Consider the following 24,653-nt stretch of genomic DNA (forward strand, 5'->3'; position numbering starts at 1 on the left):
GGTGTTTCACTCTTTTTTCATTGGTATTAAAAAACCCTTTCAGAGTTTAAATCTCTGAAAGGGTTGTTATAAAAATAAATATTTTTATTAATAGAAGTATTCAGTTTTCAAATAACCACCATTTCCAATAGTAGCAACAGTATTTTCGGAAACCCGTTCTATCGGGTAATTATCTAAATCGTATTCAAAAGAATTAGTATAAAAATTAGCCGATGATGTTATTTGGTCGTCTTTCGAAACACTCGTAATTACAGTACTGATTACGGTATTATTTATCGAAATTTTATCGTTTTGATTTAATAATTCTTTGAACCCCAAAACATTAAATAATGGATTTTTCTTAGCGTCATAATCAAAACTAATGCTGTATTTTGAGTCAACTCCAACAGGCGTATTGTCATAGGTTCTCTCCTCTTTAATCAAATTTTCATTGTCGAAGTACAATATTCCGTGATATTCTTTAATTTCCTCATTCCCTGAACCTAAAGTAAATTTCTCATAAGAAACTGTTTTGTCAGAATTATGAATGTAGTTTATTTTATAATTCCCCAAAGAAACAACCCTCATTAATTTACCTTTAAGGTAACTGTACTCAGTAGTTTCAATAAACTGATTTGTTTTATTAAGGGTTACCATTTTAGAAATCAAACCATCCGTGTAGATAAAGTCTGTGCGGTTCTGACTTCCATCAATACTCACTATCTGGCTCCCATTATACGCATATAAAAAAGTTTTTGAAGTGCCTTTATCACTTGTTTCCACAACTTTTATAAGTAATTTAAAACTCTCGTGAGAATCATTTGTACACGAGGTAAGTGTTAACACAAAAAACGACAAGAATAAAAGTAGAACTATTTTATTTTTCATAATAAATCAATCGCTTCTACCATTTATTTTTTGGTACAAAAGCTTGCAAATTTAACCAAATAAAATTTCTAGTACAAAATTCATCGTTGTAATCCTTATATTTCAGTTGAACTACTCCTTTTAAAACGAATTCCAGTGCCAGATAAAGATACAAAACAAGGTTTTTAATAAAAAACCAAACCCTTTTAGAACATAAGTACTAAAAGGGTTTTTATCACAAAGTAATTTTTTACTACTTCACAAACTCAATTGCTTTATCCAAAGCTTGTTGAATTCCAGCTACATTCTTTCCTCCTGCTGTTGCGAAAAACGGTTGTCCGCCACCGCCGCCTTGGATAAATTTACCCAATTCGCGAACTACTTGTCCAGCGTTCAGGTTTTTCTGCGCCACTAATTCTTTAGAAACATAACAGGTCAACATTGGTTTTTCTTCGTCGGCTGTAGCCAAAACTAAAAATAAGTTATTACCTAAATTCCCTAATTCATACGCCAAATCTTTTGCTCCTTCCGGATTCAAATCCACTAGTTTTGCCAAAAATTGAACACCGTTTATTTCCTGTATTTCAGCAATTAAACTGGTTTTCAAATTTTTGACTTTATCTTTTACCAAAGCCTCAATTTGTTTCGCTAATTTGGCATTTTCTTCTTGCATCGAATGAACGGCTTTCAGAATATCCTGAGGATTTTTCAAAGCTGATTTTACTTCATTCAATGTATTTTCATACGAAGCAAAATGTGCTTTAACAGCATCACTCGTAATCGCTTCGATACGACGAATTCCTGCAGCAACCGCTCCTTCAGAAACGATTTTGAAATGCCAGATTTCAGCTGTGTTTTTTACGTGAATTCCACCGCACAATTCCATGCTTTCGCCAAATTTAATCGCACGAACCTCATCGCCATATTTCTCTCCAAAAAGCGCCATTGCTCCTTCTTGAACCGCTTGCGCAAAAGGAATATTTCTTCTTTCGACAAGTGGTAATTGCTCTTGAATTCTTGCGTTTACAAAATCTTCCACTTGCTGCAATTCGGTTTCCGTCATTTTAGCAAAATGTGAAAAGTCAAAACGCAAATAGTTTGGATTTACTAACGAACCTTTTTGTTCTACGTGAGTTCCCAAAATACTTCTCAAAGCTTGGTGCATCAAGTGCGTAGCTGAGTGATTTCTAGAAGACAAGCTTCTCAAATCCTGATTTACTTTAGCAATAAAACCAGCGTTTACATTCTCTGGCAATTTTTTTGCAAAATGCAAAATCAGGTTATTTTCTTTTTTAGTATCGATGATTTCGATGGTTTCATTTGCAGAAACCAACAATCCTTTATCGCCTACTTGTCCTCCACCTTCTGGATAGAATGGCGTATTATCTAAAACGATTTGGTATAAAACCCCGTCTTTTTTACTGTCCACTTTACGGATACGAGTAATTTTTACGTCACTTTCTGATTGATCGTAACCTACAAATGTTTCTACATTTCCTGGAATCAATACTGACCAGTCTTCGGTAGAAACTTCTGACGCTGCGCGGGAACGATTTTTTTGTTCTTGCATAGCAGCATTAAAACCAGCTTCGTCCAGTTCGAATCCTTTTTCTCTTAGGATTAAAGCTGTTAAGTCAATTGGAAATCCGAAAGTATCGTATAATTCAAATGCTTTTGTTCCAGAAACGGTTGAACCTTTGGTTTCGGCAACTACATTTTCCAATAATTGCAATCCTTGGTCTAGTGTTCTTAAGAATGAAGCTTCTTCTTCACGAATCACATTTATAACCAATTGTTGTTGCGATTTGATTTCCGGAAAAAATTCCCCCATTTGATTCGCCAAAACAGCAACCAATTGATTGATGAAAGGTTCTTTGGTATTCAAGAACGTAAATCCGTAACGAATTGCACGACGTAAAATTCTACGAATTACGTAACCAGCACCAGTGTTTGATGGTAATTGTCCGTCAGCAATAGCAAAAGCTACGGCACGAACGTGATCAACCACTACACGAATAGCAATATTAGTTTTGTTTTGCTCTTCGCTAATATTTAAAACTTCGTTTGAAGTGTATTTTAATCCTGTAATTTGTTCTACTTTTTCAATAAGTGGCATAAAAACATCGGTGTCATAATTCGAAGTTTTTCCTTGTAATGCCATACACAAACGCTCAAATCCCATTCCGGTATCAACGTGTTTTGCAGGCAATTTTTCCAGAGAACCATCGGCTTTACGGTTAAATTCCATAAATACATTGTTCCAAATTTCCACTACTTGCGGATGGTCATTGTTTACCAAACTTTTTCCAGAAACTAAAGCTTTCTCTTCTGCAGAACGAATGTCAACGTGAATTTCTGAACAAGGTCCGCAAGGTCCTTGGTCGCCCATTTCCCAGAAGTTGTCTTTCTTGTTTCCAAGAATGATGCGGTCTTCGTCAATTAATTCTTTCCAAATATCCCAAGCTTCCTGATCGAACGGTACGTTTTCATCTGGATTTCCTTCGAAAACGGAAACGTATAAGTTTTCCTTTGGAATTTTATACACTTCTGTCAAAAGTTCCCAAGCCCAGTTGATAGCTTCTTTTTTGAAATAATCTCCAAAAGACCAGTTCCCCAACATTTCGAACATCGTGTGATGATAGGTATCAAAACCTACATCTTCTAAATCATTATGTTTTCCTGAAACACGAAGACATTTTTGCGTATCGGCAATTCTGGTGCTTTTTGGAGTTCCGTTCCCCAAAAAATATTCTTTGAACTGTGCCATTCCTGAGTTATTGAACATCAATGTTGGATCGTCCTTAAGAACTATAGGTGCCGATGGAACGATTAAGTGTCCTTTTGATGCGAAAAAATCCAGAAATTGTTTACGTACGTCTTGTGATGTCATTTTTTTTATTTAAATATTTAAAGATTCAAAAATTTAAAGATTATTTACAATTGAATTTTTCAATCTTTTAATCATTAAATCTTTTAATTTCTTTTGCCCCAGATAAAAGTGAAAAGCTTCTAGTTTTATACATCTATTTTTTCTTGAGGTGGCAGAGCGACCGGAGGAAGCTCCTGCTGGCTCATTAGAAAAAAAGATTTATAAACGAGAACTTGTAACGAATAGCTGGAATAGGCACATTATTTTATTTATTCCTGAAAAAAGGGTGTAACAAATGAAACATTTCTTAAATTTGTTCGTCTAACCTTTTTACAGTGTGCAAAAATAGGGTATTTTAAAATATGTCGAAAGTAAAATATTATTACGATTCCGAAAATCTAGCCTATAGAAAAATAAAAACACGAAAAAGAAGAAAACTTGGTGTTATTATGCTGTTTTTATTGGCATCGGCATTGTTTGGTTTTTTGAGTTTTGTAGTTTTATTGAACACTCCTTATTTTGAAACGCCAAAAGACCGTTTGCAAGCGCGCGAAATTGAAAATTTGAGATTGAATTATGCGCTGCTGAACAAAAAAATGGATCAGATAAATGGCGTTGTTGAGGCTATTGAGGATCGAGATAATAATTTGTATCGGGTGTATTTCAACAAATCGGCGATTCCGGATTCTATTCGAAAAGCGGGATTACCAGGAAAAAACAGATACCAATTATTAGAAGGATATGACAATTCACAATTGGTCATTAATACCACTAAAAGGATTGATGTCCTTAGCAAGGAATTAGCGATTCAGTCAAAATCACTGGATGCAATTTTGAAATTGGCAGAAGCCAAAAGTGATTTTTTGTCAGCTATTCCTGCCATTCAGCCAGTACGAAATGAAAATTTAAAACAAATGGCTTCTGGTTTTGGATACCGAACGGATCCTTTTACAAAAGCAAGGAAGATGCATGAAGGCATGGATTTTACAGCTAAAACAGGCTCTCCCATTTATGCCACTGGCGACGGAGTTGTAGCAAAAGCAGACAATACTGCCTCAGGATATGGAAATCATATTGTTATTCGGCATGGATTTGGATACGAAACTTTATACGCACACTTGAGCAAATATAAAGCGAGAGCGGGACAACGTGTAAAACGAGGCGACGTTATAGGATATGTGGGAAGCACGGGAAGATCCGAAGGACCGCACTTGCATTATGAGGTTCACAAGGACAAAAAAGTGGTGAATCCGCTTAATTTTTATTACGGAAATATTTCGGCTGTAGAATATGTTGTGATTGCACAATTAGCAAATCAAGAGAATCAATCATTAGATTAATGCTCCAGAAAGTGATCAGTTTTAAGTTTTAAGTGATCAGGTGTAGGAGAAAAAAAGTCTACAGGTTGCAGAATTAAAAGTCAAATAAAAGAAACATGCATATTGAGCTTTCTAAAGATAAAAGATATTACAGTATTGGCGAAGTAGCCAAAGCATTTGACGTGAATGCATCGCTGATTCGTTTTTGGGACAATGAATTTGATATTCTGAAACCAAAAAAGAATGCGAAAGGCAATCGAATGTTTACTCCTGAGGATATCACTAATTTACAACTGATCTATCATTTGGTCAAAGAAAGAGGTTTTACGCTGGAAGGTGCCAAAACCCATTTAAAAGAAGGACAAAAGAAGACTTTGGATAAGTTTGAAATTATTCGAAAATTAGAAACGATACGCACACAATTAACAAATATTAAAAACGAATTGTAGTCAGCACGACTACTTCCCAATTAAAAATTTTAAACAATTAAATAATAAACATTAAATTAAGTAAACATGAGAAGATTTTTGCCTTGGATTATCGGAGCGGTTGTAATTTTTGTAATTTACAGCTGGGTTAAAGGAATTAATAATACTGCAGTAACGTTAAACCAAAATGTAGAACAATCTTGGGGTGATGTGCAAACCGCGTATCAAAGAAGAAATGACCTTATTGGGAATTTAGTAAACACCGTGAAAGGTGCCGCTGATTTTGAAAAAAGCACGTTGACAGCAGTTATCGAAGCGCGTTCTAAAGCTACTTCTGTAAAAATTGATCCAGCAAATATTACTCCGGAACAATTAGCGGAATTCAACAAAGCGCAAAGTGGCGTGAGCAGTTCATTGTCTCGATTATTAGTAACTGTTGAAGCATATCCTGAATTGAAAGCCAACCAAAATTTCTTGAAATTACAAGATGAATTGGCAAGTACAGAAAATCAAATTCTAACGGCGAGAACGCGTTTCAACGAAGCGGTAAAACCATATAACTCTCACATCAAAACGTTTCCAAACAGCTTATTTGCTGGATTATTCGGATTCAAAGAGAAAGCATACTTTACTGCAGTTGAAGGTGCAGATAAACCAGTTGAAGTAAAATTCTAATCTAAAAAACAATGTCAAAAGTAGAAGATTTTTTAACCAAAGAAGATGAACAAGAAATTGTTGAAGCTATTCGTATGGCTGAAAAAAATACTTCTGGCGAGATTAGAGTTCATATAGAAAAAACAACTTCCATGGATGCATATGATCGCGCCATGGAAGTTTTTCATGAACTAAAAATGGATGAAACCGAACTTCAAAATGGTGTTTTAATTTACTTAGCGGTAGAAGACAGACATTTTGTAATTTGTGGTGACAAAGGCATTAATGACGTCGTACAAGATGATTTTTGGAATTGTACACGAGACATTATGGTGACTGAGTTCAAAAAAGGAGATTTCAAGCAAGGTCTTATCGATGGAATTACAAGAGCCGGAGAACAATTGCAGAAATATTTTCCTTGGCTGGAAGGCGACACAAATGAATTATCAAACGAAATATCTAGAGGATAATGCTATTACAAAAAAAGAATACTACAATTTTCCTAATGCTCTTTGTTTGTTTGTTATTCACACAAATTGGCTTTGCGCAATTTACCATTCCTGAAAAACCAACTTTACAAACTTCTGTTTATGATTATGCGAATGTTTTAAGCGCAACAGAAAAAGCTCAATTAGAAGAAAAACTGATTAAATATTCTGATTCTACAACCACTCAAATTGTGATTGTTACGATAGAAACCCTCAAAGGGGAAGATATTGGTATTCTTACTCCAAAATGGGGACAAACTTGGGGAATTGGAGGAACAGCAAAAAATGATAATGGCGTTCTTATTTTATTGGCTAAAGCCGAAAGAAAAATATGGATCTCAGCAGGTTATGGTCTTGAAGATCGATTGACTGCAGGTATTGGTGGAGAAATTACCCGAAACATTATTATTCCTGAATTTAAAGCAGGAAGTTATTACAAAGGACTTGATAAAGGAACGGATGCTCTATTTGATGTTTTCAAAGGAAAATACAAAGGCGAACGAGTTAAAGCAGCCAAAGATAAAGGATTCCCTATTTTGCCTATCATTATTATTGTCATCATTATACTGGTGCTGATATCGCGAAACAAAGGTGGCGGCAATTCCGGTAACAGAGGTGGCGGAATAGGACCTAGTTTATTAGACGTCATTATCCTTAGTAGCTTAGGCAGAAATAGTGGCGGAGGTGGTTTCGGCGGAAGTTCATCTGGTGGTGGATTTGGCGGAGGCGGTTTCGGCGGTGGATTTGGTGGCGGAGGTTTCTCTGGCGGTGGATCTGGTGGAGATTGGTAAAATATATAAAATAATTAAAAGCTGCAATCGCAGCTTTTTTTTGTCTATAAATAGCACTTCATAATAGTTTTTACTGCTTAAAAAACAACTTCACCATACAAAAAATTAAATGTCTTTTTAGTTAAATTAGTAGTAACAATTTTATCTTTGAATAAGAAACTAAATTTTTAAATAATGAAAAAATTAAAATTATCGCATGGTATCGTGATCCTAATTTTATGCACTGGATTGCAAGGATACGCACAATTTAGTGGTTGGAAAGAAAAAGCATTACAAGCAGGCGCTGCTTTGGGTGCCAAAAAAATGGGACTTGATCAAGTGCTGAAAAAACCAGAATCGATTACCACTTCATTTGAAGATGTGGACCAAACAGGATCAAAATTGCCTGATTTACTAGTAGTCAAAAACGCGCAACCATTGTATTTGTTACCAAAAGCTACTGAAGGTGGTTATGTATTGTGCGATGGTTTTTATGAAATGAGTGCGAAAAGTTATTGTTTAAAAGCAGGTACCTTTGCACCATCTCAAGGCGATGGATACATGTACGCACCTACTCTAGGTCCTAAGCAAGAAATTGTAACTACTATTTTAAAAAATGGCGAAAAACATCCTGAAATAAAGCAGCACAACATACAAGAATTATTGTGGGCTATTATAGCTAGAGCCCGTTTTGCCGATTTCAGTGGGCAATTGAAACTTACTGCTGTCGCACTATTGAGTACAGCCGAATTAACACACCTTGAAGGTGGCATGCTAGGTGTATTGCCTGCGAGCATTATGAATCAAGCAAAATCAAAACTTCCTGAAGCGGTACAAAATGTTTTTGAAGCCGAAAATAACATTCGACAAATGGTAGCTAATGGGAATTATACCTACGCCGAAATGGAAAAATACGCGATCATTGCCGGTATGGCACCTGTACGCACGGATATTCCAAGTGGGATTTGGACTTTACACCCAGATGGATACTACATTCGGTATTTTCCCTCTGGTTATGCAATAACCAAAGTACAACTTTATGTTCCCAAAACACTATTAGTTACAGGAAAACGAATTGTTTATGACGCTACTAATGACATTGCATGTCCGGCAAATGTGGGTTCGCAACGACTAGCACAAACAAATGAACCCTTAAATCCAGATTACACTATTAAATTAAAAAGCACTTGTAAATAAACTTGTGATTTAAGCCAATACAGTAAAAGGATGAAGACTGCTGTACGCCTCTTTATCCTTTTTCAAATTAGAGTAAGGAATCACAATAATAAAACACACATCCTGAACGTCTAAAAACTTCATAAATTAGAATTGTTTCGTTTAAAAAACAAGTACCTTTAGCCTAGTTTTTAATAGACTTAAAAAGCGTAATACGAATACCAAATGCTTTCACAAAAAACCAAATATGCACTTAAAGCACTGCTCTATTTAGCAGAACAAGACGTAAACCATATCTCTAAAACAGTAGAAATTGCTGAGGCAGCCTCTATTCCAAAAAAATTTTTGGAACAGATTCTGTTGGATTTAAAGCGTGGCCATTTCGTAGGAAGCAAACAAGGGAAATTTGGTGGTTATTATCTTTTAAAATCTAAAAACGACATTACTTTAGCTGATATTCACCGACTTTTTGATGGTGCAATTGCATTACTTCCTTGTGCATCATTGAATTTTTACGAACGCTGTTCTGATTGTGTCGATGAATCGGAATGCCTGCTACGACATGGATTGATTACCATTAGAGAGGAAACTTTAAAGGCCATGCAAGGTATTACTATTGCTTCATTGGTAAAAAAATAAAAAAATATATTTTAAACCCTACTAGTTTTATAGAATTAATTATATATTTGCCTCGAATTTAATATATCATTAACAATCCAAATTTAAACGTATGAAAACGTACCGAAGTAAGCTTGCTTTTTTGAATAGGCAAACCCGAAAAAATCCACTAATTATAATTGAGAAAAAGAGTTCCCAAATGATGTGTATGTGTTAGTAAAAAAAATTTAAATTAAATTCTACTAATTACATATACTTAATATAAATGAAAAATTCTGTAAAAAATATACTTACAATACTATCTGTTTTAACATTCTCAATATCATTTGGACAAAATATTGAAGGCGTGATTACCACAAACCAAAACAATCCATTAGAAGCCGCAAATGTTATAATAAAAGGAACAACTTCTAACACAATTTCAGATTCTAGCGGAAAATTTACAATCGACACAAAAGGAAAACTCCCTTTAACTCTTTTAGTACAATATGTAGGATATAAAACCGCAGAAATAGAAATCACTGCATTACCAATACCTTCATTACAAATTAATCTTACGGAAGAAAATACTTTGGTCGAAGTGGTAGTTTCTTCAAGACGCCGAATAGAAAAAGTACAAGATGTTCCAATTGCAATATCAGTAATAACGGGAAAGCAGGCAGAACAAACGGGAGCTTTCAACGTTAATCGCATAAAAGAACTTGTTCCATCAGTTCAATTGTATTCGTCAAACCCCAGAAATACTGGAATTAATATTCGAAGCTTAGGTTCCCCTTTTGGACTTACAAATGATGGAATCGATCCTGGTGTTGGTTTCTATGTTGATGGCGTTTATTATGCACGTCCAGCGGCAACCACTTTAGATTTTATCGATATCGAACAAATTGAGGTATTACGTGGCCCGCAAGGATCTTTATTTGGTAAAAACACAACTTCGGGAGCCTTTAACATCACAACTCGGAAACCGAGTTTTACTTCAGGTGCTGACTTTGAAGTGAGCTATGGAAATTATGCATTCCTACAAGCCAAAGCGTCTGTTACAGGAGCATTAGGACAAAAAATTGCAGGTCGTATCTCTTTTTCCGGTACGCAACGTGATGGTCTAATTGATAATGTTGCAACAGGAAGACCTACAAATTCCTTCAATAATCAAGGAATCAGAGGACAATTGCTTTATACGCCTTCAGAAAGAACCAATATTATATTAGCTGCAGATATCACAACACAACGTCCTGACGGATATGCACAGGTAGTTGCTGGTGTCGCACCTACACAAAGAGCGGCTTACCGTCAATTTGATGCTATTATTGCTGATTTAAATTATCAACTTCCGAGTTTGAATGCGTTTGACCGTAAAATTGACCACGATACGCCATGGCGTTCCGGACAAGATATGGGAGGTATATCTCTAAATGTAGATACAAAAATTGGAAATGGAACACTAACGGCAACAACAGCGTGGCGTTTTTGGAATTGGGATCCATCAAACGACAGAGATTTTACAGGATTACAAGTATTAGCAAAATCACAAAACCCAACCAGACAGACTCAAATAACGCAAGAAGTACGTTATGCAGGTCAGCTTACCTCTAAACTAAGTGGTGTTGTAGGTGTGTTTTTTATTGACCAAACATCACAAACAGATGGCACAGAAGAGTCTGGTAATGCACAATGGAAATTTGCACAAAGTACCACCAGTAATTTATGGAAAACACCAAATCTATTTGAAGGTTACGGTATCAAAACCGATGCCCGCATTAGAGCTTCCAGTGCAGCAGTATTTGGCCAGTTAGACTGGGCTATAACAGAACGTTTACATGTATTACCAGGTATACGCTATAATTTTGACAAAAAAGATGCTGATTATAACCGTACCACATACGGAGGACTTCAAACGAATGACCCAGCCTTAATTGCCTTGAAAAAACTAGTTTATACGGATCAGTCTTTTTCATCTAACACAGATGATACTGACTTTTCTGGAAACATAACCGTTTCTTTTAAAGCTACTGACAAGATTAATGCGTATGCGACTTTTGCAAAAAGCTATAAACCAGTTGGAGTAAACGTAGCAGGACTACCTACTCTTGCCGGACAACCAATTCTTGAACTTGCTGTAATTAAACCGGAAGAAGTAAATCATTATGAAATTAGTGTAAAAACAGCACCGTTTAAAAACTCAATATTTAATTTAACCTTCTTTAATACGGATATCAAAGATTTTCAAACTAATGTACAGGCAGCTGAATTAGGCGTAAACCGTGGCTATCTTGCCAATGCAGATAAAGTACAGGTAAAAGGGGTAGAACTGGATGCTAGTTTTGTAATCAGCAAACATTTAACCATCAATGGAGCAGCGACCTATACAGACGGTAAATATATCAAATTTACAAATGCACCTCTTCCTTTAGAAGAAACAGGAGCAACAGTATCCTTTAAAGATGTTTCAGGAACTGCTTTACCGGGTGCTTCAAAATGGGCAGGTTCTTTAGGAGGAGAACTTTCAGATAAAGCAAGATTCTTTGGAAATGCAGGAAAAATATTCTTTAGAATTGATTCTTATGCACGTTCTGAATTCTCTTCAAGTCCATCTGCTTCAAAATATTTAGTAGTTCAGGGTTATGCCCTATTTAATGCTCGTTTAGGTTTCCGTGCAACAGATGGTTTGTCTGTACAATTCTGGGGACGTAACCTTTTAGATAAAGATTATTATGAACAACTATTACCTGCTGGTGGAAATTCAGGACAATATGCAGGTGTATTAGGCGATCAAAGAACTTATGGAATTACATTAAAATATTCATTATAATAGTAATCTACTCTTTAAAAACCATAAAATCAAAAACAGCACTATTAAAACTTAGGTCTTAATAATGCTGTTTTTTTTATTCAATGTTCCCTCATTCAGCATTTGAATACTGTAAAATATTTTTAAAAAAAATACAATCCATAGATTTAATAGCGTTTTTGTAAATTTGCCAAAATTGAAATAAAACTCCGTGAAAACTATTAGAATCATTTTCTTTTTATTTGTATCAGTTCTGTGTCAAGCGCAAACGGAGAAAAATATAGATCACCAAAGTATTCTTTGGACACGCTATTACAATCAATTACTGTTAAATGAAAAATGGTCTTTGCATACAGAATTTGACAATAGGGTCTTTTTGAAACCAGTAAAGGAAAATTTATATGTCATACGAATTCAAGGCCGCTATAAAATCAATGAACATCTAGAAGCCGGAATTGGCTTTACTCATTTCTCCGTTGCTACACAAGAACCTGAAGTATCCAATACTTTTAAAACCCCGGAATACAGAGGACAGCAAGATATTACTTGGAAGCTAAACGTTAATAAAGTAACATTGCTGCAACGATTACAAGCAGAAGAACGATTCATTCATAATGCCAATAAAGAATCATTGTTACCCGGCTCTACATTTACATGGAGATTTAGATACAGACTTCAAGCCGATTACACTTTTTGGAAAAAAGAAAATCAATATTTAAAAACTATTCTTTCAGAAGAAATAATGTTCAATGCGGGGAAAAGTATCGTTAAAAACACATTTGATCAAAATAGAGTTTATGCTGCGTTACAATATGGCATAAACAAAAACATTGCATTAGAATTGGGTTATCTAAACAGTTTTCAACGCCGAGCTAATGGAATCGATTATTTCAACAGAGACATCATCCGATTTAGTGTTTTTCACAAAATTAAAATCCCAAAAAAGGTTTAAACAGTATTTATGACTTTTTATTGATAAAAAAAAATAATTAATTTTATTTTAAATATTGATTACCAATACATTAACTTAAAATTTGCAATTCCTGGCGTAACTTTAATAAAAAGATATAGCCATGAAAAATTTTGCAATTAAACTCGTGTGGTTTACTACCATTTATGTTTTTGTATTTGCCGGTTTATGTCAAACTAACGTACCTTTGCCGGTAATAATGACCTTATATTGTGTTGGCATACCATTAATCCTGTTTATGGTTTATACAGTGCTACATGATGATTATACAACCTCAAAAACATTTAAAGATTGGTACGGAGATCATCCAATGGAAACTTTGGAAGAAGATGAAAATTAGGAATATTATAGTTTTATTAAATAACAAAAATCCCGATTGCTCGGGATTTTCTATTCATATGAATTTCTGATTTAAATTTTCATTAGCTACTATTAAAATTTATCTCACTTTGCTTTTTAAAACAAAATGATGCAACCACTTAGGAAAAAATCGTTTCAAATAAACGCCTAGAACTTCTTTTCCTCCAATGTAAACTTCAAACGTATTCGATTCAACTGCTTTCACAAATTTTTTGGCAAAAACACTTGTTGGCATTCCATTTTGAGTTGCCGCATCATCAACATTCTGTTTTGATCCATCAGCAGTAAGTGCATTAATAGCCACATTTGTTTGAATAAATCCAGGACAGACAAGCGTCACACTTATATTGTCTTTTTGATGTTCCATTCTTAAAACATCAAAAAAACCATGTAAGGCATGTTTTGCCCCACAATATCCGGAACGGTATGGCGACCCAAATTTCCCCATCAAACTGGTTACAGTAACAAAATGTCCTTTCTTATTTTTGATAAAATGAGGCAATAAAGCTTTTGTCAATGCAACCGTACCAAGATAATCTACTTCAATGAGTTTTTTATCCACCTCAAAATCGGTTTCTACAATCAGTGAGCGCTGGCTAATCCCACCATTATTGATAAGCACATCCACTTTTCCAAAAGCAGCAATGGCTTTTTCTGCATGATTTTTAGCATTGTCAAAATCAGACAGATCAAAAGGCAAAATCACAACTTTTGCTGTTGAACACTTCGATTTCACAGTTTCTAAAGCTTCCGTATTTCGAGCTGAAAGAATTAGTTTGCAATTTTTAGTTGCTAATTCATACGCTAAAGCTTCTCCTATTCCGCTGGAAGCGCCAGTAATCCAAACCACTTTACCATTTATTGCGTTCATATTTTTTTCCTAAAAATAAAAAAAGTTTATCGAGCTTTTACAAACTCAATAAACTTTCTAATATAATTATGGAAATAAAGATTATTTCTCTCTAATATAAATATCGATTGGCACTCCTGAAAAGTCCCAGTTCTCTCTAATTTTATTTTCCAGATAACGTTTGTACGGTTCTTTTACATATTGTGGCATGTTGGCAAAAAACACAAATTGAGGTGTTGGAGTTGGCAACTGCATGCAATATTTAATTTTCACATATTTACCTTTTGTTGCAGGTGGCGGATACGCTTCAATCACTTTCAACATAAATTCATTGAATTTTGAAGTAGCAATACGTTGTTGTCTGTTTTCAAAAACTTTTACGGTTGCTTCTAATGCTTTCAACAAACGTTGCTTCGTTAATGCCGAAACAAAAAGAATAGGCACATCCGTAAATGGCATTAATTCTTCTCTGATTTTAGCTTCATAATCACGAGTTGACATCGTTTCTTTTTCGACTAAATCCCATTTGTTCACTAAGATGACAACTCCTTTACGGTTTTTCTCAGCCAACCAAAAAATACTTTGATCCTGACCTTCAAATCCACGTGTGGCATCTATGATTAAGATACAAATATCAGCATGCTCAATCGCACGAACGGAACGCATTACCGAGTAAAACTCTAAATCTTCCTTCACTTTTGCTTTACGACGGATTCCCGCAGTGTCCACTAAGTTGAATTCGAAACCAAAACGGTCAAATTTTGTATCAATAGAATCACGGGTTGTTCCCGCAATGTCCGTAACAATATATCGGTCTTTACCAATTAATGCATTGATAAAGCTTGATTTTCCAGCATTAGGACGACCTACAACTGCAAAACGAGGCAATACCACTTCTTCCTGCGTTGGTTCTGGTTTTATAGGAAAAGCATCAATCAATGCATCCAATAAATCACCTGTTCCACTTCCAGAAATACTGGCAAACGTATAATATTCCCCTAAACCAAGGTTGTAAAACTCAATTGCATCTTTCTCACGCATTGCATTATCCACCTTATTTACAGCAAGTAAAACCGGTTTCGTCACTTTACGCAACAATCTCGCAACGGCATCATCCATTGGAGTAATCCCCTCTTCTACATCAACCACAAAAATGATAACATCAGCTTCATCAATGGCAAGTTCCACTTGTTTACGGATTTCTCCTTCAAAAACATCATCAGAACCACGCACATATCCGCCGGTATCAATTACAGAAAACTCTTTTCCGTTCCACTCGCTTTTACCATAGTTTCTATCTCGGGTCACCCCAGATACTGAATCTACAATAGCTTCTCTTCTTTGTATCAGCCTATTAAAAAGGGTTGATTTCCCTACATTAGGTCTTCCTACTATCGCAACAATATTATTCATAATATAAATTCAAATATTTTGCAAAGGTAGTGTTTAAAACCATGAATATCAATTTTTTTGATATATTAGCAAATCCTTATCTTTTTAATACTTACAAGTTTACTACTATGGATGCTAATAATGAGCTCAGACTTCGGTTACGGTTTTACAAAGATGTTCCGCAAAACATAGATTCTTTGCGTGTTAAATTTGCCAATTACACCCAAATCAAGTCCAAAGATTACTTCGTTAAAATTCGTGGTTATCACATTTGGTTAAACATAAAAGGACCTAAAAAAGCGTATTGGTCTCCTCATTTACATATAGAAATGGAATCAAAAGACCAAAACGAAACTCATATCAGAGCATTATTTGGCCCTGACCCAACCTTATGGACACTTTTTATGTTCTTCCATTTTATTATTGCGGGAATATTTTTGATTTTTTCGGGAATTGCTTATTCTGATTATATTCTGAAAAATTCCGTAACATTCGATCTAGTCGTAATGGGATTAATGATTTTCGCTTGGTTTTTACTCTATATCGTAGCCAAACAAATCCGAAGTAACGGCCACAACCAAATGAATGATTTGGAAAATTTATTTTTGGAGATTATAGAATCTTAGTTTTTATTTGGAGCAATTCCAGCTCTCCGCTATATCTTTTGTGCTGTCCCGAAGTTTCGGGACTGCACAAAAGGATACCGCTGCTATCTGGGCTAAAAAAAAAAATCAATATCAGAAATTGAATTCTAATATTGATTTTTCAAAAATACGGACCAGAAAAAATTACTGGTTATAACCAAAACGCTTCAACATGTTCACGTTGCTTCTCCAATTTTTATTTACTTTCACATACAACTCAATATGGATTTGTTTGCCAAAGAATTTCTCTAAATCAGCACGGGCTTCCATTCCTACTTTTTTCAAAGCGGCACCTTTATGTCCGATAATGATTCCTTTTTGGGTATCGCGTTCCACCATAATCAAAGATCGGATTCTAATGATGTTTTCATCTTCAAAAAACTCTTCGGTTACGATTTCTACTGCGTATGGAATTTCTTTGCTGTAATTCAACAATATTTTCTCGCGGATGGTTTCATTTACAAAGAAACGTTCCGGTTTATCTGTCAGTTGATCTTTTGGGTAATACGCAGGCGATTCCGGTAACAATTCTATTATTCGTCCAAAAACTTCTGGAACATTAAAATTCTGTAAAGCTGATATTGGAAAAATTTCGGCATTAGGAACTTTCGCAGTCCAGAAAGCCACCTGCTCTTCGAGTTGTTCTTGGTTAGAATTATCTATTTTGTTCAATAAAAGCAGAACTGGGATTGTAGCGTGAATAATTTTATTAAAAAAAGCTTCATCTTTCAATTCTTGTTCTCCAATTTCCACCATATAAATCAGGATATCAGCATCTTCAAAAGCGGATTTAACGAAATTCATCATAGAAGCCTGCATTTCGTAGGCCGGTTTGATGATACCCGGCGTATCTGATAAGATCATTTGAAAATCTTCTCCGTTTACAATTCCAAGAATTCTATGACGTGTTGTTTGTGCTTTTGAAGTAATAATTGATAATCTTTCTCCAACAAAGGCATTCATTAGTGTTGATTTCCCAACATTTGGATTCCCGATGATGTTTACAAAACCTGCTTTATGTGACATTTCTATTATAATTTATTTTGCAAAGGTAGACATATCAAGTCAATAGACGAAATAAAACATTTTTAAAAATTTTTATTGGAAATACGGAAATTCGTTGTACATTTGCACCCGAAACAACGCGGGATAGAGCAGTAGGCAGCTCGTCGGGCTCATAACCCGAAGGTCACAGGTTCGAGTCCTGTTCCCGCTACTAAGAATTTTATTGAAATTACAAACGCACATCGCGGGATAGAGCAGTAGGCAGCTCGTCGGGCTCATAACCCGAAGGTCACAGGTTCGAGTCCTGTTCCCGCTACTAGAAAGCTTCAGAGAAATCTGGAGCTTTTTTTGTTTAAAAACCTTTATACCCATACTTTTGTTGTAAACGATTTGTAAAATCTTTTTAGACTTAGGCAATGGAAGAAAACGTACTACATTTAAAAGCCAAAACGATATCAATAATACCTTTCGGAATTATATATATGCTCTCTTTACCTCTATTAGGAATTCTTTTGGCAGAAACAGGAATTCGAAATAGCCTTCTGATCTATATTCTGGCTTTTACAATTACTATGGTTTCTGCAATTATTCTATTTAGATTATTTTCCGGCACGCTACTTCTAGAACTTCAAAAAGAGAAAATCAGAATGGATTGGATTAAGAAACCTATTTATAGTTCGATTAAACCGCAAACGATTAATTTGAAAGATATTAGTCATTGGAAACATCAAGAAGGAAAAGGTGTTGACCGATTTAAAATTTATTTAAAACACAAAAAAAAGTATGTATTTAATTCGATAACATTTCAAATTCAGCTAAAAATTCTGAAATAGTAAACACGTTAAAAAACTTCCTAACATCTAATAGGATAAAGTAAATAAAAAAATTATTCCATAATGGTCTTATTCCAGAAGCAAATCTAAAAAAACCTGGTAATTTCAAAACTTATATCCAACCTGTTTTTGTTTGATTTACGCCTATTTTTGTGTCTAACATACTGTTTTCTATTTTTGATCGAAAATAAAAAATTCAGAACGATTATACGTTTATTTTCTATTTCCTTTCTTCAGCTTTTTAACCAAAGGACTTTCTAATAATCGTATTTGATCTATAACCAATTTTGCGATTGCTGTAGCCCCTTTTACAGAAAGATGGGTATTGTCTTCTTTACCTTTGGGATAATATGGATGTTCACCCACTTTAAAATGCAAATGCAATTCTTTTGATTTTTCGGGACCGTACGATTCTTCTAATTGTTCTGTAAAATATTCCAAGTCAATAAAAGGTACTTTATATTGCTGGGCTACCAAACGGGTTTCGAGCGGATAATCGCCATGTGTTCCAATTAATACGCCTTGTTCGTTAAAATTTCGTCGGACAATGGAAGAAAATAAAATTGGAATAGCTCCTTTTTCTCTCGTTTCTTTTACAAAACGAATTAGATTATAGCGATAACTCGTATGCGGATTGGTATATCGGGCGGAATCGGCATTTTTTTGATCGTTATGCCCAAATTGTATGAAAACATAATCTCCGGGCTTCAACACTTTATAAACCGAATCCCATTTTTTTTCATTGATAAAACTGCGTGTACTGCGACCGTTGACTGCTCTGTTATCAATCACAACATCTGCACTAAAAAACTGCGATATCATTTGCATCCAGCCGCGTTCCGGATTTTCTTCCGGTTTGATTTTATTGGCCATCGTAGAATCGCCTATGCCGTAAATCGTTGTTTTTTGAGCGAAACAGTTGAGCGAAATAAATAAGAATAAGAAAAACGAGTATTTCATAATCTTCTGTTTAATGTTTGACGGACTTACTTGCTGAAGTGGGAATTGTAGCCTTTTGACCAACTATAACATCATTCATGGATACATTTTCCGTGTTCAGAATCGTCATTCCGTTTTTTGCGGATTGTACTTCAATGGTGTCCAAATGTACGTTTCGTACTTTCTTTTGGGCAAATCCCTGAATAATAATTGCGGTTTCTCTAGCCTTTTTACAGAAAATATTGGACAAGAAAATATTAGATACATCCGATGGAAAATCACCTGAGCCTTCCCCCATATAATTCGCAGTGATATAAATACAATCCTCAACCTCATCCAATTGAATGTTTCTGACATAAATATTTTTGATAAATCCACCTCTGTCGGCATTGGTTTTAAAATAAACTCCCCGTTTCAAATACCCAACAGTCTTGCAATTATCAATAAAAACGTTTCGGATGCCCGCTGACATTTCACTGCCCATAACCACTCCGTGCAATCCTTTGAAATTGCAATTGCGAATCACGATGTTTTCACTCGGGGTTTCGCTGTTTGCTCTGCCTTCATGATCTCTGCCTGCTTTAATCGCAATATTATCATCCGCATTATCAAAATCAATATTTTCGATTAAAACATCTTTGGCATATTCCGGATCAATTCCGTCATTATTAGTGTTAAAAGCTTTGTATCTTAATCCTCTGATGGTAATGCTTTGTGATTTCAATAAATGAAGACACCAAAAAGGAGAATCCTCAATTTTTATATTCTCCACCAAAATATTTTTGCAATTAAAAAACTGAATTAATTGCGGTCTCAGAAAATGTCCCGGTCCAAATTTTCGGTCTTTCAAAGACACATTGTTATGGTTCATTTCCCGGGTTAATAGTTTGTCAGCTCCTTCTTTTGCCTTGAAACTATGCCAGACTTTACTTCCTTCTCCATCAATGGTTCCTTCTCCAGTTATGGCAATATCAGTACAGCCGTACGCATAAATAAGTGGACTATAATTGTAAATCATGGTTCCTTCCCAGCTCGTTAGTACCATGGGTAAATAATGTTTCGGATTATCACTGAAACGGATTTTAGCGTCTTTTTCAATTAAAAGCTTCACATTACTCACAAAGTGAATGGGTCCGTTTAGCGTATAAACGCCTTTAGGAACTACGATTGTACCTCCATTATTCTTTTTACAAAGTGCCATCGCTTTATCAAAAGCGGGTTTCGCATCACTAATGGAATCTCCTTTTGCACCTAATTCAGTAACTAAAATTTTAAAGGATGGGATTTGAGGCAATCGAATCCGTTTTAGGATTGAATCAACGCTATCCGATGGAAAACTGTTGTTTTGGGCAAAACAGTTTAACGAAACCAGCAATAAAAGGAGAAGTTTATATTTCATGATTTTTAATCTTGATTTAAAAAAACGTTGTTTAATACTTTATTTTTGATTCCAACAAACCTGCTTTTATCGCATTGGAAAAATCCGAACCCAAACACTTTTCTAGCGTATATTTCTTGGCTTCTGATTTCCGTAATTGATGCGACCAAGTCACTCTGCTTTTAGGAAGAAATCCTTCCCCAGTAGAATTATATTCGGCATAAAACGCCGTTTTTTCAGCTTCTGGTTTGGACCAATTGTGCCATCCTTCCGGTTTGATGTGTTTTCCCATTTCACAATTTAAAAAAACTGTTTTGGCGTGAATGCGCCAAGGGCGTCCGAGATAAACAGCCGTAACTCCAGGAGCAGCAGTCAATTTACAGTTTTTAAAAACAAATCCATAAGCAACGTCTTCCGGAGTAGCAGCCGCCGTTATATAGGAATCTTTCAAACTATGCAAAGTGCAATTTTCAAATAAAACAGTTGCTTTTCCAAAAATAAAATCCGTGGTTCCTTCGATATAACAGTCTTTCACATACTGTTTATTTCCATTTCCTGTTGCGTATAAAGTATCCTGATTCCCTAAAATAATACAATTCGAAATCAAGACTTTGTTGGCATTTAAAGTCAAAGCTACCGCCTGCCCCACTTCTCCAGAGGAATTTTGTATGGTTAAATTTTGAGCCACAAAACCTTCCCCTTCCACTAACATCGTGTAGGTATAAAAAGTACTGTTTTTGCCTAAATTTATCTTGTTGAAATAATCATCGTAGGTAATTATCGTCTGCTCTTTACTTTCACCAATCAAGGAAATGTTAGTATTCCACTCGTTAATTTTTACTTTCTCATAGTAAATTCCGTTTTTTATAAAAATAGTTTTCCTTTGATACGGAAATGAATTCGAATCGTTTATTGCTTCTTGAATCGAACTGTAATCACCGCTTCCATCCTTTGCAACGACACTGTACCATTCGTTTTTTGAATATTTAGTATTTTTTGTACTCGATTTGTCAAGCGAAACCATATGTGTTTTTTTCCAAAGCGGATACTTTTTCAAAACCTCCTTTGGTTCATTGGTATACCAAGCATAACCATTCCTGCGCTCTGAACCAATTTCTGATAAAGATCCTTTTTTGACACCATCGCGATCACAGAAAAAAGGGATATTGTTATCCAATTCCATAAATCTAGCCCATAAAGGAGCTGCATTTAAATCTTTCACCATTACTTTATCGAAGACTTTAGTATTCCCAACCCTCTGACGGTCCTCTCTAATTCCTGTTATTTTTGTTTTTTCGAACCAAACCACTGCACTATTTACTGCAGTAATTATTTCCTTGGATGGATTTTCAATAGCCATCAAAAGCAGCACTATTTTAGCCGATTCTTTTCCGCTTAATGATGGTAATTCGTAAGCCCGAGCTTTAGCAGGAAGCAAGGTAAACTCATCATGCTGGGCACACCACACCGTTAACTGTCCGTTTTGCTTGTATTGTGTTTTTAGAATACAATCAATTCCTTTTTCAAAAGCTTTCTTTAGTCTCAAAAGCGTTTCTTGTGAGGGTTTTATGGAATAATAATCCGTTCCGTCTATTAGATTTTTTAAAATATTCAAAATATTCACCATCGAATCATCATTGTACGTGATGTGCGAATAATATCCTTTTTTTAAAGGATAAAATTGTGGCCATCCTCCATTTTCATATTGAGCGGCCAGCAAATAATCTAAACCATTTAAGAATGCTTTTTTATATTTTTCATTGGGAACTTGTGCATATATTTTAGACAAAAAAAGCATTTCCATACAAGTCGCACCATTATCAGTAGTCGAATCCATCGGATCCGTTTTAAGCGCTTCCAGTTTTTGTTTTTCTTCCTCTGAAAGTGTTTTCTGCATTTTAATGTTTTTTGGCCATCCGCCAATGTTGCGTTGGTAAAGCAACACATTTTCGGCAATCTCTCGCGCTTCCATGGAACTGAACCAAGCTTTGTCATCAGTGGCAACAATATCTTTCCAATTTTTATTCAGTATTTGTGACTGAAGACCTGAGCCTGCAGTGCAAACAAATACGAACGCAATTATTATTTTTTGAAAACAACTCATTTTTTAAACTTTTAGGAAACAATTTTACTTATAAAATTCAAGTTTATTTATTCAACTCTAAAGCCGCTAAAATAAAAGGTCCGGTAGCTTTTGGGTCGTTGTCTTTTTTTCTTTCATTTACATAATATTCAAAAGAGCCATCACGATATGGATTACCTCCTAAACCTGCTACGGCACAGGCTTGTGTAATAGTAACTTCACCATTTTGACCAACCTTAATTAAGTGCTTTGTCATACCTGAAAATGCTTTTTTAGCCGCAGTTTTGAATTTCTTCGGCAAATACCCTTTGTTCACCCCTTTTGCAAAAGCATACGTAAACATTGCAGTTCCTGAGGCTTCCAAGTAGTTTCCGCCCACGGAACCTTTATCTGTAACTTGGTACCAAAGTCCCGATTTATCCTGAAACTTCACTAAAGTATTGGCTAATTGATTCAAGTAACTCACCAATTCTTTTTGCTTGGGATGGTCTTTTGGAAAATAATCCAATACATCTACAAGAGCCATTGCATACCAACCCAAAGAACGCGACCAAAAATTAGGGGAAGTTCCGGTTGTTTTGTTTGCCCAAGGCATTTGTTTGCTCTCATCCCAACCATGATAAAACAATCCTGTCTTTGAATCGCGAGCGTTTTTTTGAATCAATTGAAATTGTTTGGCGACATCATCCAAGTTTTTTCCGTCTTCGAAGGTTACGGTGTATTGCGCATAAAAAGGTTCCCCCATATACAAGCCATCCAGCCACATCTGGTTTGGATAGATTTTCTTGTGCCAAAAACCGCCACTGGCTGTTCTGGGTTGCTCTTCAATTTGTTTTCGTAGTGTTTGAAGTGCTTTTAAGTATTTGGCTTCTTTGGTAGTTGTATATAAATCAAATAATAAGCGACCGGCAACAACCATATCTATGTTGTAGCTATCTAATTTATACGTGTCAATGGTACCATCTTCTTGAACCAGTTTATCTACGTATGTTTTACTATACACACTGTATTTTTGGTTTGGATATTTTTTGTTCAATTCATCAAAAGAGATCAACACTAAACCATGCACATAATCCCATTTTGGGGTAGTGGCATCATCTATCATATAGGATTCTTTGTGTTGCATCATGATTGACAAAGCCATTCGCTCCGACCATTTTAATTTTTTTGAAATGGTTTGGTCCTTTTGTGCGTTGATTTGCAATGAAACAAAAGCGATTAAAAGGACTGCTATTAGTAGTTTTAAAATGTTGTTTTTCATAGTAGGATTGTAATAGTAAAGGATTACATTTTTCTTTTTTTATTCAAAAGGGCTAATTTTTCATCTAAGTATTTCACGAAATCTTCCTTGTATTTAATCCCGTTTACTTCTTGTTCCCATGCACCTAAAAAATAAAAAGAAGTAGGTTTTGTTGTCGGTTTAAAAATTAAAAGGTGGTCAAATTCAGCCTCCACTTCAGATTCGATGGTTTTGATTTCATAGAAAATAGCCATCCCCAATTTATCTGGTACCAAAGTCTGTGCGCCATAAGTAGCTAAGTACGCCCATTTTTTGTTTCGGCTTACTTTTTTAAGTACTTCGGTGTTTTTTTGTTTTACAATTCCGGTACAAATCCCAGCAATTGCTTGTGAGGCTTGAATAGTGTGTTTGGTATAACGCTGATCAGTATTAATAGTTAATTCTGAGGTGAAATCAATTTTATCCGAAGCTGATTTCCATCCGTAATAATTAATTTTCACACCGGACGATTTCACTTTGTTTTCTACTTTGGCAATGGTCGAATCCACTTCATAAAAGTGTAATCTTTGTTTATTTAAATACCTATCGATGGAACCAATTCCGATTCCTTTTCCGGCTTTTAAAATATCCGAACCCCAATCGCTCATTTCGTGGTAGGAATCAAAACCATCCTGACCAACTTGCGGAAGAATGATCGCTTCGGTTTTTTTTCCAAAAATATCAATAGCATTTCTCCAGTCCAGATACAATCGGTATCCAATTTTGTTGCTTTCCCAACCCGGACCTTCATAGCGAATATCAAACGAATGATCTGTATGTTCCGGAGCTAATTTGAGTTTTTCAACATTTTTGAAAGTCCCACCAATGTATTTTCGACCTTCCCATTTGCCACCTTCCTTTACGGAGATTTCAGCATAGGTTTTTGCATCATTCTTTTTTTGGGCTTGACTATTTAATACTCCAAGCAACGTAAAGCAAGCTATTATTTTTACTGTTTTCATCT

At 35.3% G+C, this 24,653-nt stretch carries 22 protein-coding genes and 2 tRNA genes; 14 read left to right on the forward strand and 10 right to left on the reverse strand.

Translation table 11 applies throughout. The features are described from left to right. Positions 1-87 precede the first annotated feature (87 nt). Both BMX64_RS01090 and alaS read right to left on the reverse strand, forming a co-directional pair. Complete coding sequence (locus BMX64_RS01090; protein WP_091165004.1) at positions 88-867, reverse strand: hypothetical protein; 780 nt, start codon at positions 865-867, stop codon at positions 88-90. Between the two features lie 232 nt (positions 868-1,099). Then, positions 1,100-3,736, reverse strand: a complete 2,637-nt coding sequence (alaS, locus tag BMX64_RS01095; protein ID WP_091165008.1) for an alanine--tRNA ligase — start codon at positions 3,734-3,736, stop codon at positions 1,100-1,102. A 341-nt stretch (positions 3,737-4,077) separates the two neighbouring features. On the opposite strand from alaS, the gene BMX64_RS01100 reads away from it, so the two are divergent. From BMX64_RS01100 to BMX64_RS01145, 10 genes are all read left to right on the forward strand, one after another. Then, complete coding sequence (locus BMX64_RS01100) at positions 4,078-5,055, forward strand: M23 family metallopeptidase (RefSeq protein ID WP_091165011.1); 978 nt, start codon at positions 4,078-4,080, stop codon at positions 5,053-5,055. Positions 5,056-5,150: 95 nt separating this feature from the next. Beyond that, entirely contained in the window at positions 5,151-5,483 is a 333-nt protein-coding gene (locus BMX64_RS01105) for a MerR family transcriptional regulator (protein ID WP_091165014.1), read from the forward strand. A gap of 66 nt (positions 5,484-5,549) precedes the next feature. After that, positions 5,550-6,137 carry a LemA family protein gene (locus tag BMX64_RS01110; RefSeq protein WP_091165018.1) on the forward strand — a complete coding sequence of 196 codons (588 nt, stop codon included), beginning with the start codon at positions 5,550-5,552 and terminating at the stop codon, positions 6,135-6,137. A gap of 11 nt (positions 6,138-6,148) precedes the next feature. Continuing rightward, positions 6,149-6,586, forward strand: coding sequence for a TPM domain-containing protein (locus BMX64_RS01115; protein WP_091165021.1), 438 nt, complete (start codon positions 6,149-6,151; stop codon positions 6,584-6,586). A gap of 35 nt (positions 6,587-6,621) precedes the next feature. Next, positions 6,622-7,395 (forward strand): TPM domain-containing protein, encoded by a 774-nt coding sequence (locus BMX64_RS01120; protein WP_244273190.1) that lies wholly within the window; start codon positions 6,622-6,624, stop codon positions 7,393-7,395. Between the two features lie 174 nt (positions 7,396-7,569). Next, positions 7,570-8,571, forward strand: coding sequence for a hypothetical protein (locus BMX64_RS01125; RefSeq protein ID WP_091165028.1), 1,002 nt, complete (start codon positions 7,570-7,572; stop codon positions 8,569-8,571). A 204-nt stretch (positions 8,572-8,775) separates the two neighbouring features. After that, a complete protein-coding gene (locus BMX64_RS01130) occupies positions 8,776-9,189 on the forward strand; it encodes an RrF2 family transcriptional regulator (protein ID WP_091165031.1) in 414 nt (137 codons plus the stop codon). Between the two features lie 244 nt (positions 9,190-9,433). Then, entirely contained in the window at positions 9,434-11,977 is a 2,544-nt protein-coding gene (locus BMX64_RS01135) for a TonB-dependent receptor (protein WP_091165035.1), read from the forward strand. A gap of 190 nt (positions 11,978-12,167) precedes the next feature. Beyond that, complete coding sequence (locus BMX64_RS01140; protein ID WP_091165037.1) at positions 12,168-12,908, forward strand: DUF2490 domain-containing protein; 741 nt, start codon at positions 12,168-12,170, stop codon at positions 12,906-12,908. A 121-nt stretch (positions 12,909-13,029) separates the two neighbouring features. Further along, positions 13,030-13,266, forward strand: a complete 237-nt coding sequence (locus BMX64_RS01145; protein ID WP_091165040.1) for a hypothetical protein — start codon at positions 13,030-13,032, stop codon at positions 13,264-13,266. A 99-nt stretch (positions 13,267-13,365) separates the two neighbouring features. Here the strand turns inward: BMX64_RS01145 and BMX64_RS01150 are convergent, their stop codons facing one another. Continuing rightward, a complete protein-coding gene (locus tag BMX64_RS01150) occupies positions 13,366-14,157 on the reverse strand; it encodes an SDR family oxidoreductase (RefSeq protein WP_091165044.1) in 792 nt (263 codons plus the stop codon). A gap of 81 nt (positions 14,158-14,238) precedes the next feature. Beyond that, positions 14,239-15,549, reverse strand: a complete 1,311-nt coding sequence (gene der, locus BMX64_RS01155) for a ribosome biogenesis GTPase Der (protein ID WP_039109002.1) — start codon at positions 15,547-15,549, stop codon at positions 14,239-14,241. A 41-nt stretch (positions 15,550-15,590) separates the two neighbouring features. On the opposite strand from der, the gene BMX64_RS01160 reads away from it, so the two are divergent. Beyond that, positions 15,591-16,154, forward strand: coding sequence for a hypothetical protein (locus BMX64_RS01160; protein WP_091165048.1), 564 nt, complete (start codon positions 15,591-15,593; stop codon positions 16,152-16,154). A gap of 162 nt (positions 16,155-16,316) precedes the next feature. Here BMX64_RS01160 and era read toward each other — a convergent pair whose 3' ends face one another. Continuing rightward, complete coding sequence (gene era, locus BMX64_RS01165; RefSeq protein WP_091165051.1) at positions 16,317-17,198, reverse strand: GTPase Era; 882 nt, start codon at positions 17,196-17,198, stop codon at positions 16,317-16,319. A 117-nt stretch (positions 17,199-17,315) separates the two neighbouring features. Here era and BMX64_RS01170 point away from each other — a divergent pair. From BMX64_RS01170 to BMX64_RS01180, 3 genes are all read left to right on the forward strand, one after another. Then, positions 17,316-17,388 (forward strand) — tRNA-Met (locus BMX64_RS01170). Between the two features lie 32 nt (positions 17,389-17,420). Continuing rightward, positions 17,421-17,493 (forward strand) — tRNA-Met (locus tag BMX64_RS01175). 100 nt (positions 17,494-17,593) lie between these two features. Continuing rightward, positions 17,594-18,010 (forward strand): hypothetical protein, encoded by a 417-nt coding sequence (locus tag BMX64_RS01180; RefSeq protein ID WP_091165056.1) that lies wholly within the window; start codon positions 17,594-17,596, stop codon positions 18,008-18,010. Positions 18,011-18,223: 213 nt separating this feature from the next. On the opposite strand, the gene BMX64_RS01185 is transcribed toward BMX64_RS01180, so the two are convergent. Genes BMX64_RS01185 through BMX64_RS01205 form a run of 5 tightly spaced genes read right to left on the reverse strand, consistent with a single transcriptional unit; the run spans position 18,224 to position 24,651 of the window. Beyond that, entirely contained in the window at positions 18,224-18,970 is a 747-nt protein-coding gene (locus tag BMX64_RS01185) for a rhamnogalacturonan acetylesterase (RefSeq protein ID WP_244273192.1), read from the reverse strand. A gap of 10 nt (positions 18,971-18,980) precedes the next feature. Next, a complete protein-coding gene (locus BMX64_RS01190; protein WP_091165063.1) occupies positions 18,981-20,348 on the reverse strand; it encodes a glycoside hydrolase family 28 protein in 1,368 nt (455 codons plus the stop codon). A 31-nt stretch (positions 20,349-20,379) separates the two neighbouring features. Beyond that, positions 20,380-22,431: a pectate lyase gene (gene pelA / locus BMX64_RS01195; protein WP_091165067.1), complete on the reverse strand. Its 2,052-nt coding sequence runs from the start codon at positions 22,429-22,431 to the stop codon at positions 20,380-20,382. Between the two features lie 43 nt (positions 22,432-22,474). Further along, complete coding sequence (locus BMX64_RS01200) at positions 22,475-23,671, reverse strand: glycoside hydrolase family 88/105 protein (RefSeq protein ID WP_091165071.1); 1,197 nt, start codon at positions 23,669-23,671, stop codon at positions 22,475-22,477. Between the two features lie 23 nt (positions 23,672-23,694). Continuing rightward, positions 23,695-24,651 (reverse strand): DUF4861 family protein, encoded by a 957-nt coding sequence (locus tag BMX64_RS01205; RefSeq protein WP_091165075.1) that lies wholly within the window; start codon positions 24,649-24,651, stop codon positions 23,695-23,697. Positions 24,652-24,653: the final 2 nt, after the last annotated feature.

Origin of the sequence: Flavobacterium sinopsychrotolerans (assembly GCF_900110375.1) — a bacterium.
Classification (GTDB): Bacteria; Bacteroidota; Bacteroidia; order Flavobacteriales; family Flavobacteriaceae; genus Flavobacterium; species Flavobacterium sinopsychrotolerans.

Excerpts from the sequence above, each read along its gene's own strand:
- BMX64_RS01090 (WP_091165004.1), bottom strand. The coding sequence starts at position 867 with ATGAAAAATAAAATAGTTCTACTTTTATTCTTGTCGTTTTTTGTGTTA.
- alaS (WP_091165008.1), bottom strand. The coding sequence starts at position 3,736 with ATGACATCACAAGACGTACGTAAACAATTTCTGGATTTTTTCGCATCA.
- BMX64_RS01100 (WP_091165011.1), top strand. The coding sequence starts at position 4,078 with ATGTCGAAAGTAAAATATTATTACGATTCCGAAAATCTAGCCTATAGA.
- BMX64_RS01105 (WP_091165014.1), top strand. The coding sequence starts at position 5,151 with ATGCATATTGAGCTTTCTAAAGATAAAAGATATTACAGTATTGGCGAA.
- BMX64_RS01110 (WP_091165018.1), top strand. The coding sequence starts at position 5,550 with ATGAGAAGATTTTTGCCTTGGATTATCGGAGCGGTTGTAATTTTTGTA.
- BMX64_RS01115 (WP_091165021.1), top strand. The coding sequence starts at position 6,149 with ATGTCAAAAGTAGAAGATTTTTTAACCAAAGAAGATGAACAAGAAATT.
- BMX64_RS01120 (WP_244273190.1), top strand. The coding sequence starts at position 6,622 with ATGCTCTTTGTTTGTTTGTTATTCACACAAATTGGCTTTGCGCAATTT.
- BMX64_RS01125 (WP_091165028.1), top strand. The coding sequence starts at position 7,570 with ATGAAAAAATTAAAATTATCGCATGGTATCGTGATCCTAATTTTATGC.
- BMX64_RS01130 (WP_091165031.1), top strand. The coding sequence starts at position 8,776 with ATGCTTTCACAAAAAACCAAATATGCACTTAAAGCACTGCTCTATTTA.
- BMX64_RS01135 (WP_091165035.1), top strand. The coding sequence starts at position 9,434 with ATGAAAAATTCTGTAAAAAATATACTTACAATACTATCTGTTTTAACA.
- BMX64_RS01145 (WP_091165040.1), top strand. The coding sequence starts at position 13,030 with ATGAAAAATTTTGCAATTAAACTCGTGTGGTTTACTACCATTTATGTT.
- BMX64_RS01150 (WP_091165044.1), bottom strand. The coding sequence starts at position 14,157 with ATGAACGCAATAAATGGTAAAGTGGTTTGGATTACTGGCGCTTCCAGC.
- der (WP_039109002.1), bottom strand. The coding sequence starts at position 15,549 with ATGAATAATATTGTTGCGATAGTAGGAAGACCTAATGTAGGGAAATCA.
- BMX64_RS01160 (WP_091165048.1), top strand. The coding sequence starts at position 15,591 with ATGAATATCAATTTTTTTGATATATTAGCAAATCCTTATCTTTTTAAT.
- era (WP_091165051.1), bottom strand. The coding sequence starts at position 17,198 with ATGTCACATAAAGCAGGTTTTGTAAACATCATCGGGAATCCAAATGTT.
- BMX64_RS01180 (WP_091165056.1), top strand. The coding sequence starts at position 17,594 with ATGGAAGAAAACGTACTACATTTAAAAGCCAAAACGATATCAATAATA.
- BMX64_RS01185 (WP_244273192.1), bottom strand. The coding sequence starts at position 18,970 with ATGAAATACTCGTTTTTCTTATTCTTATTTATTTCGCTCAACTGTTTC.
- BMX64_RS01190 (WP_091165063.1), bottom strand. The coding sequence starts at position 20,348 with ATGAAATATAAACTTCTCCTTTTATTGCTGGTTTCGTTAAACTGTTTT.
- pelA (WP_091165067.1), bottom strand. The coding sequence starts at position 22,431 with ATGAGTTGTTTTCAAAAAATAATAATTGCGTTCGTATTTGTTTGCACT.
- BMX64_RS01200 (WP_091165071.1), bottom strand. The coding sequence starts at position 23,671 with ATGAAAAACAACATTTTAAAACTACTAATAGCAGTCCTTTTAATCGCT.
- BMX64_RS01205 (WP_091165075.1), bottom strand. The coding sequence starts at position 24,651 with ATGAAAACAGTAAAAATAATAGCTTGCTTTACGTTGCTTGGAGTATTA.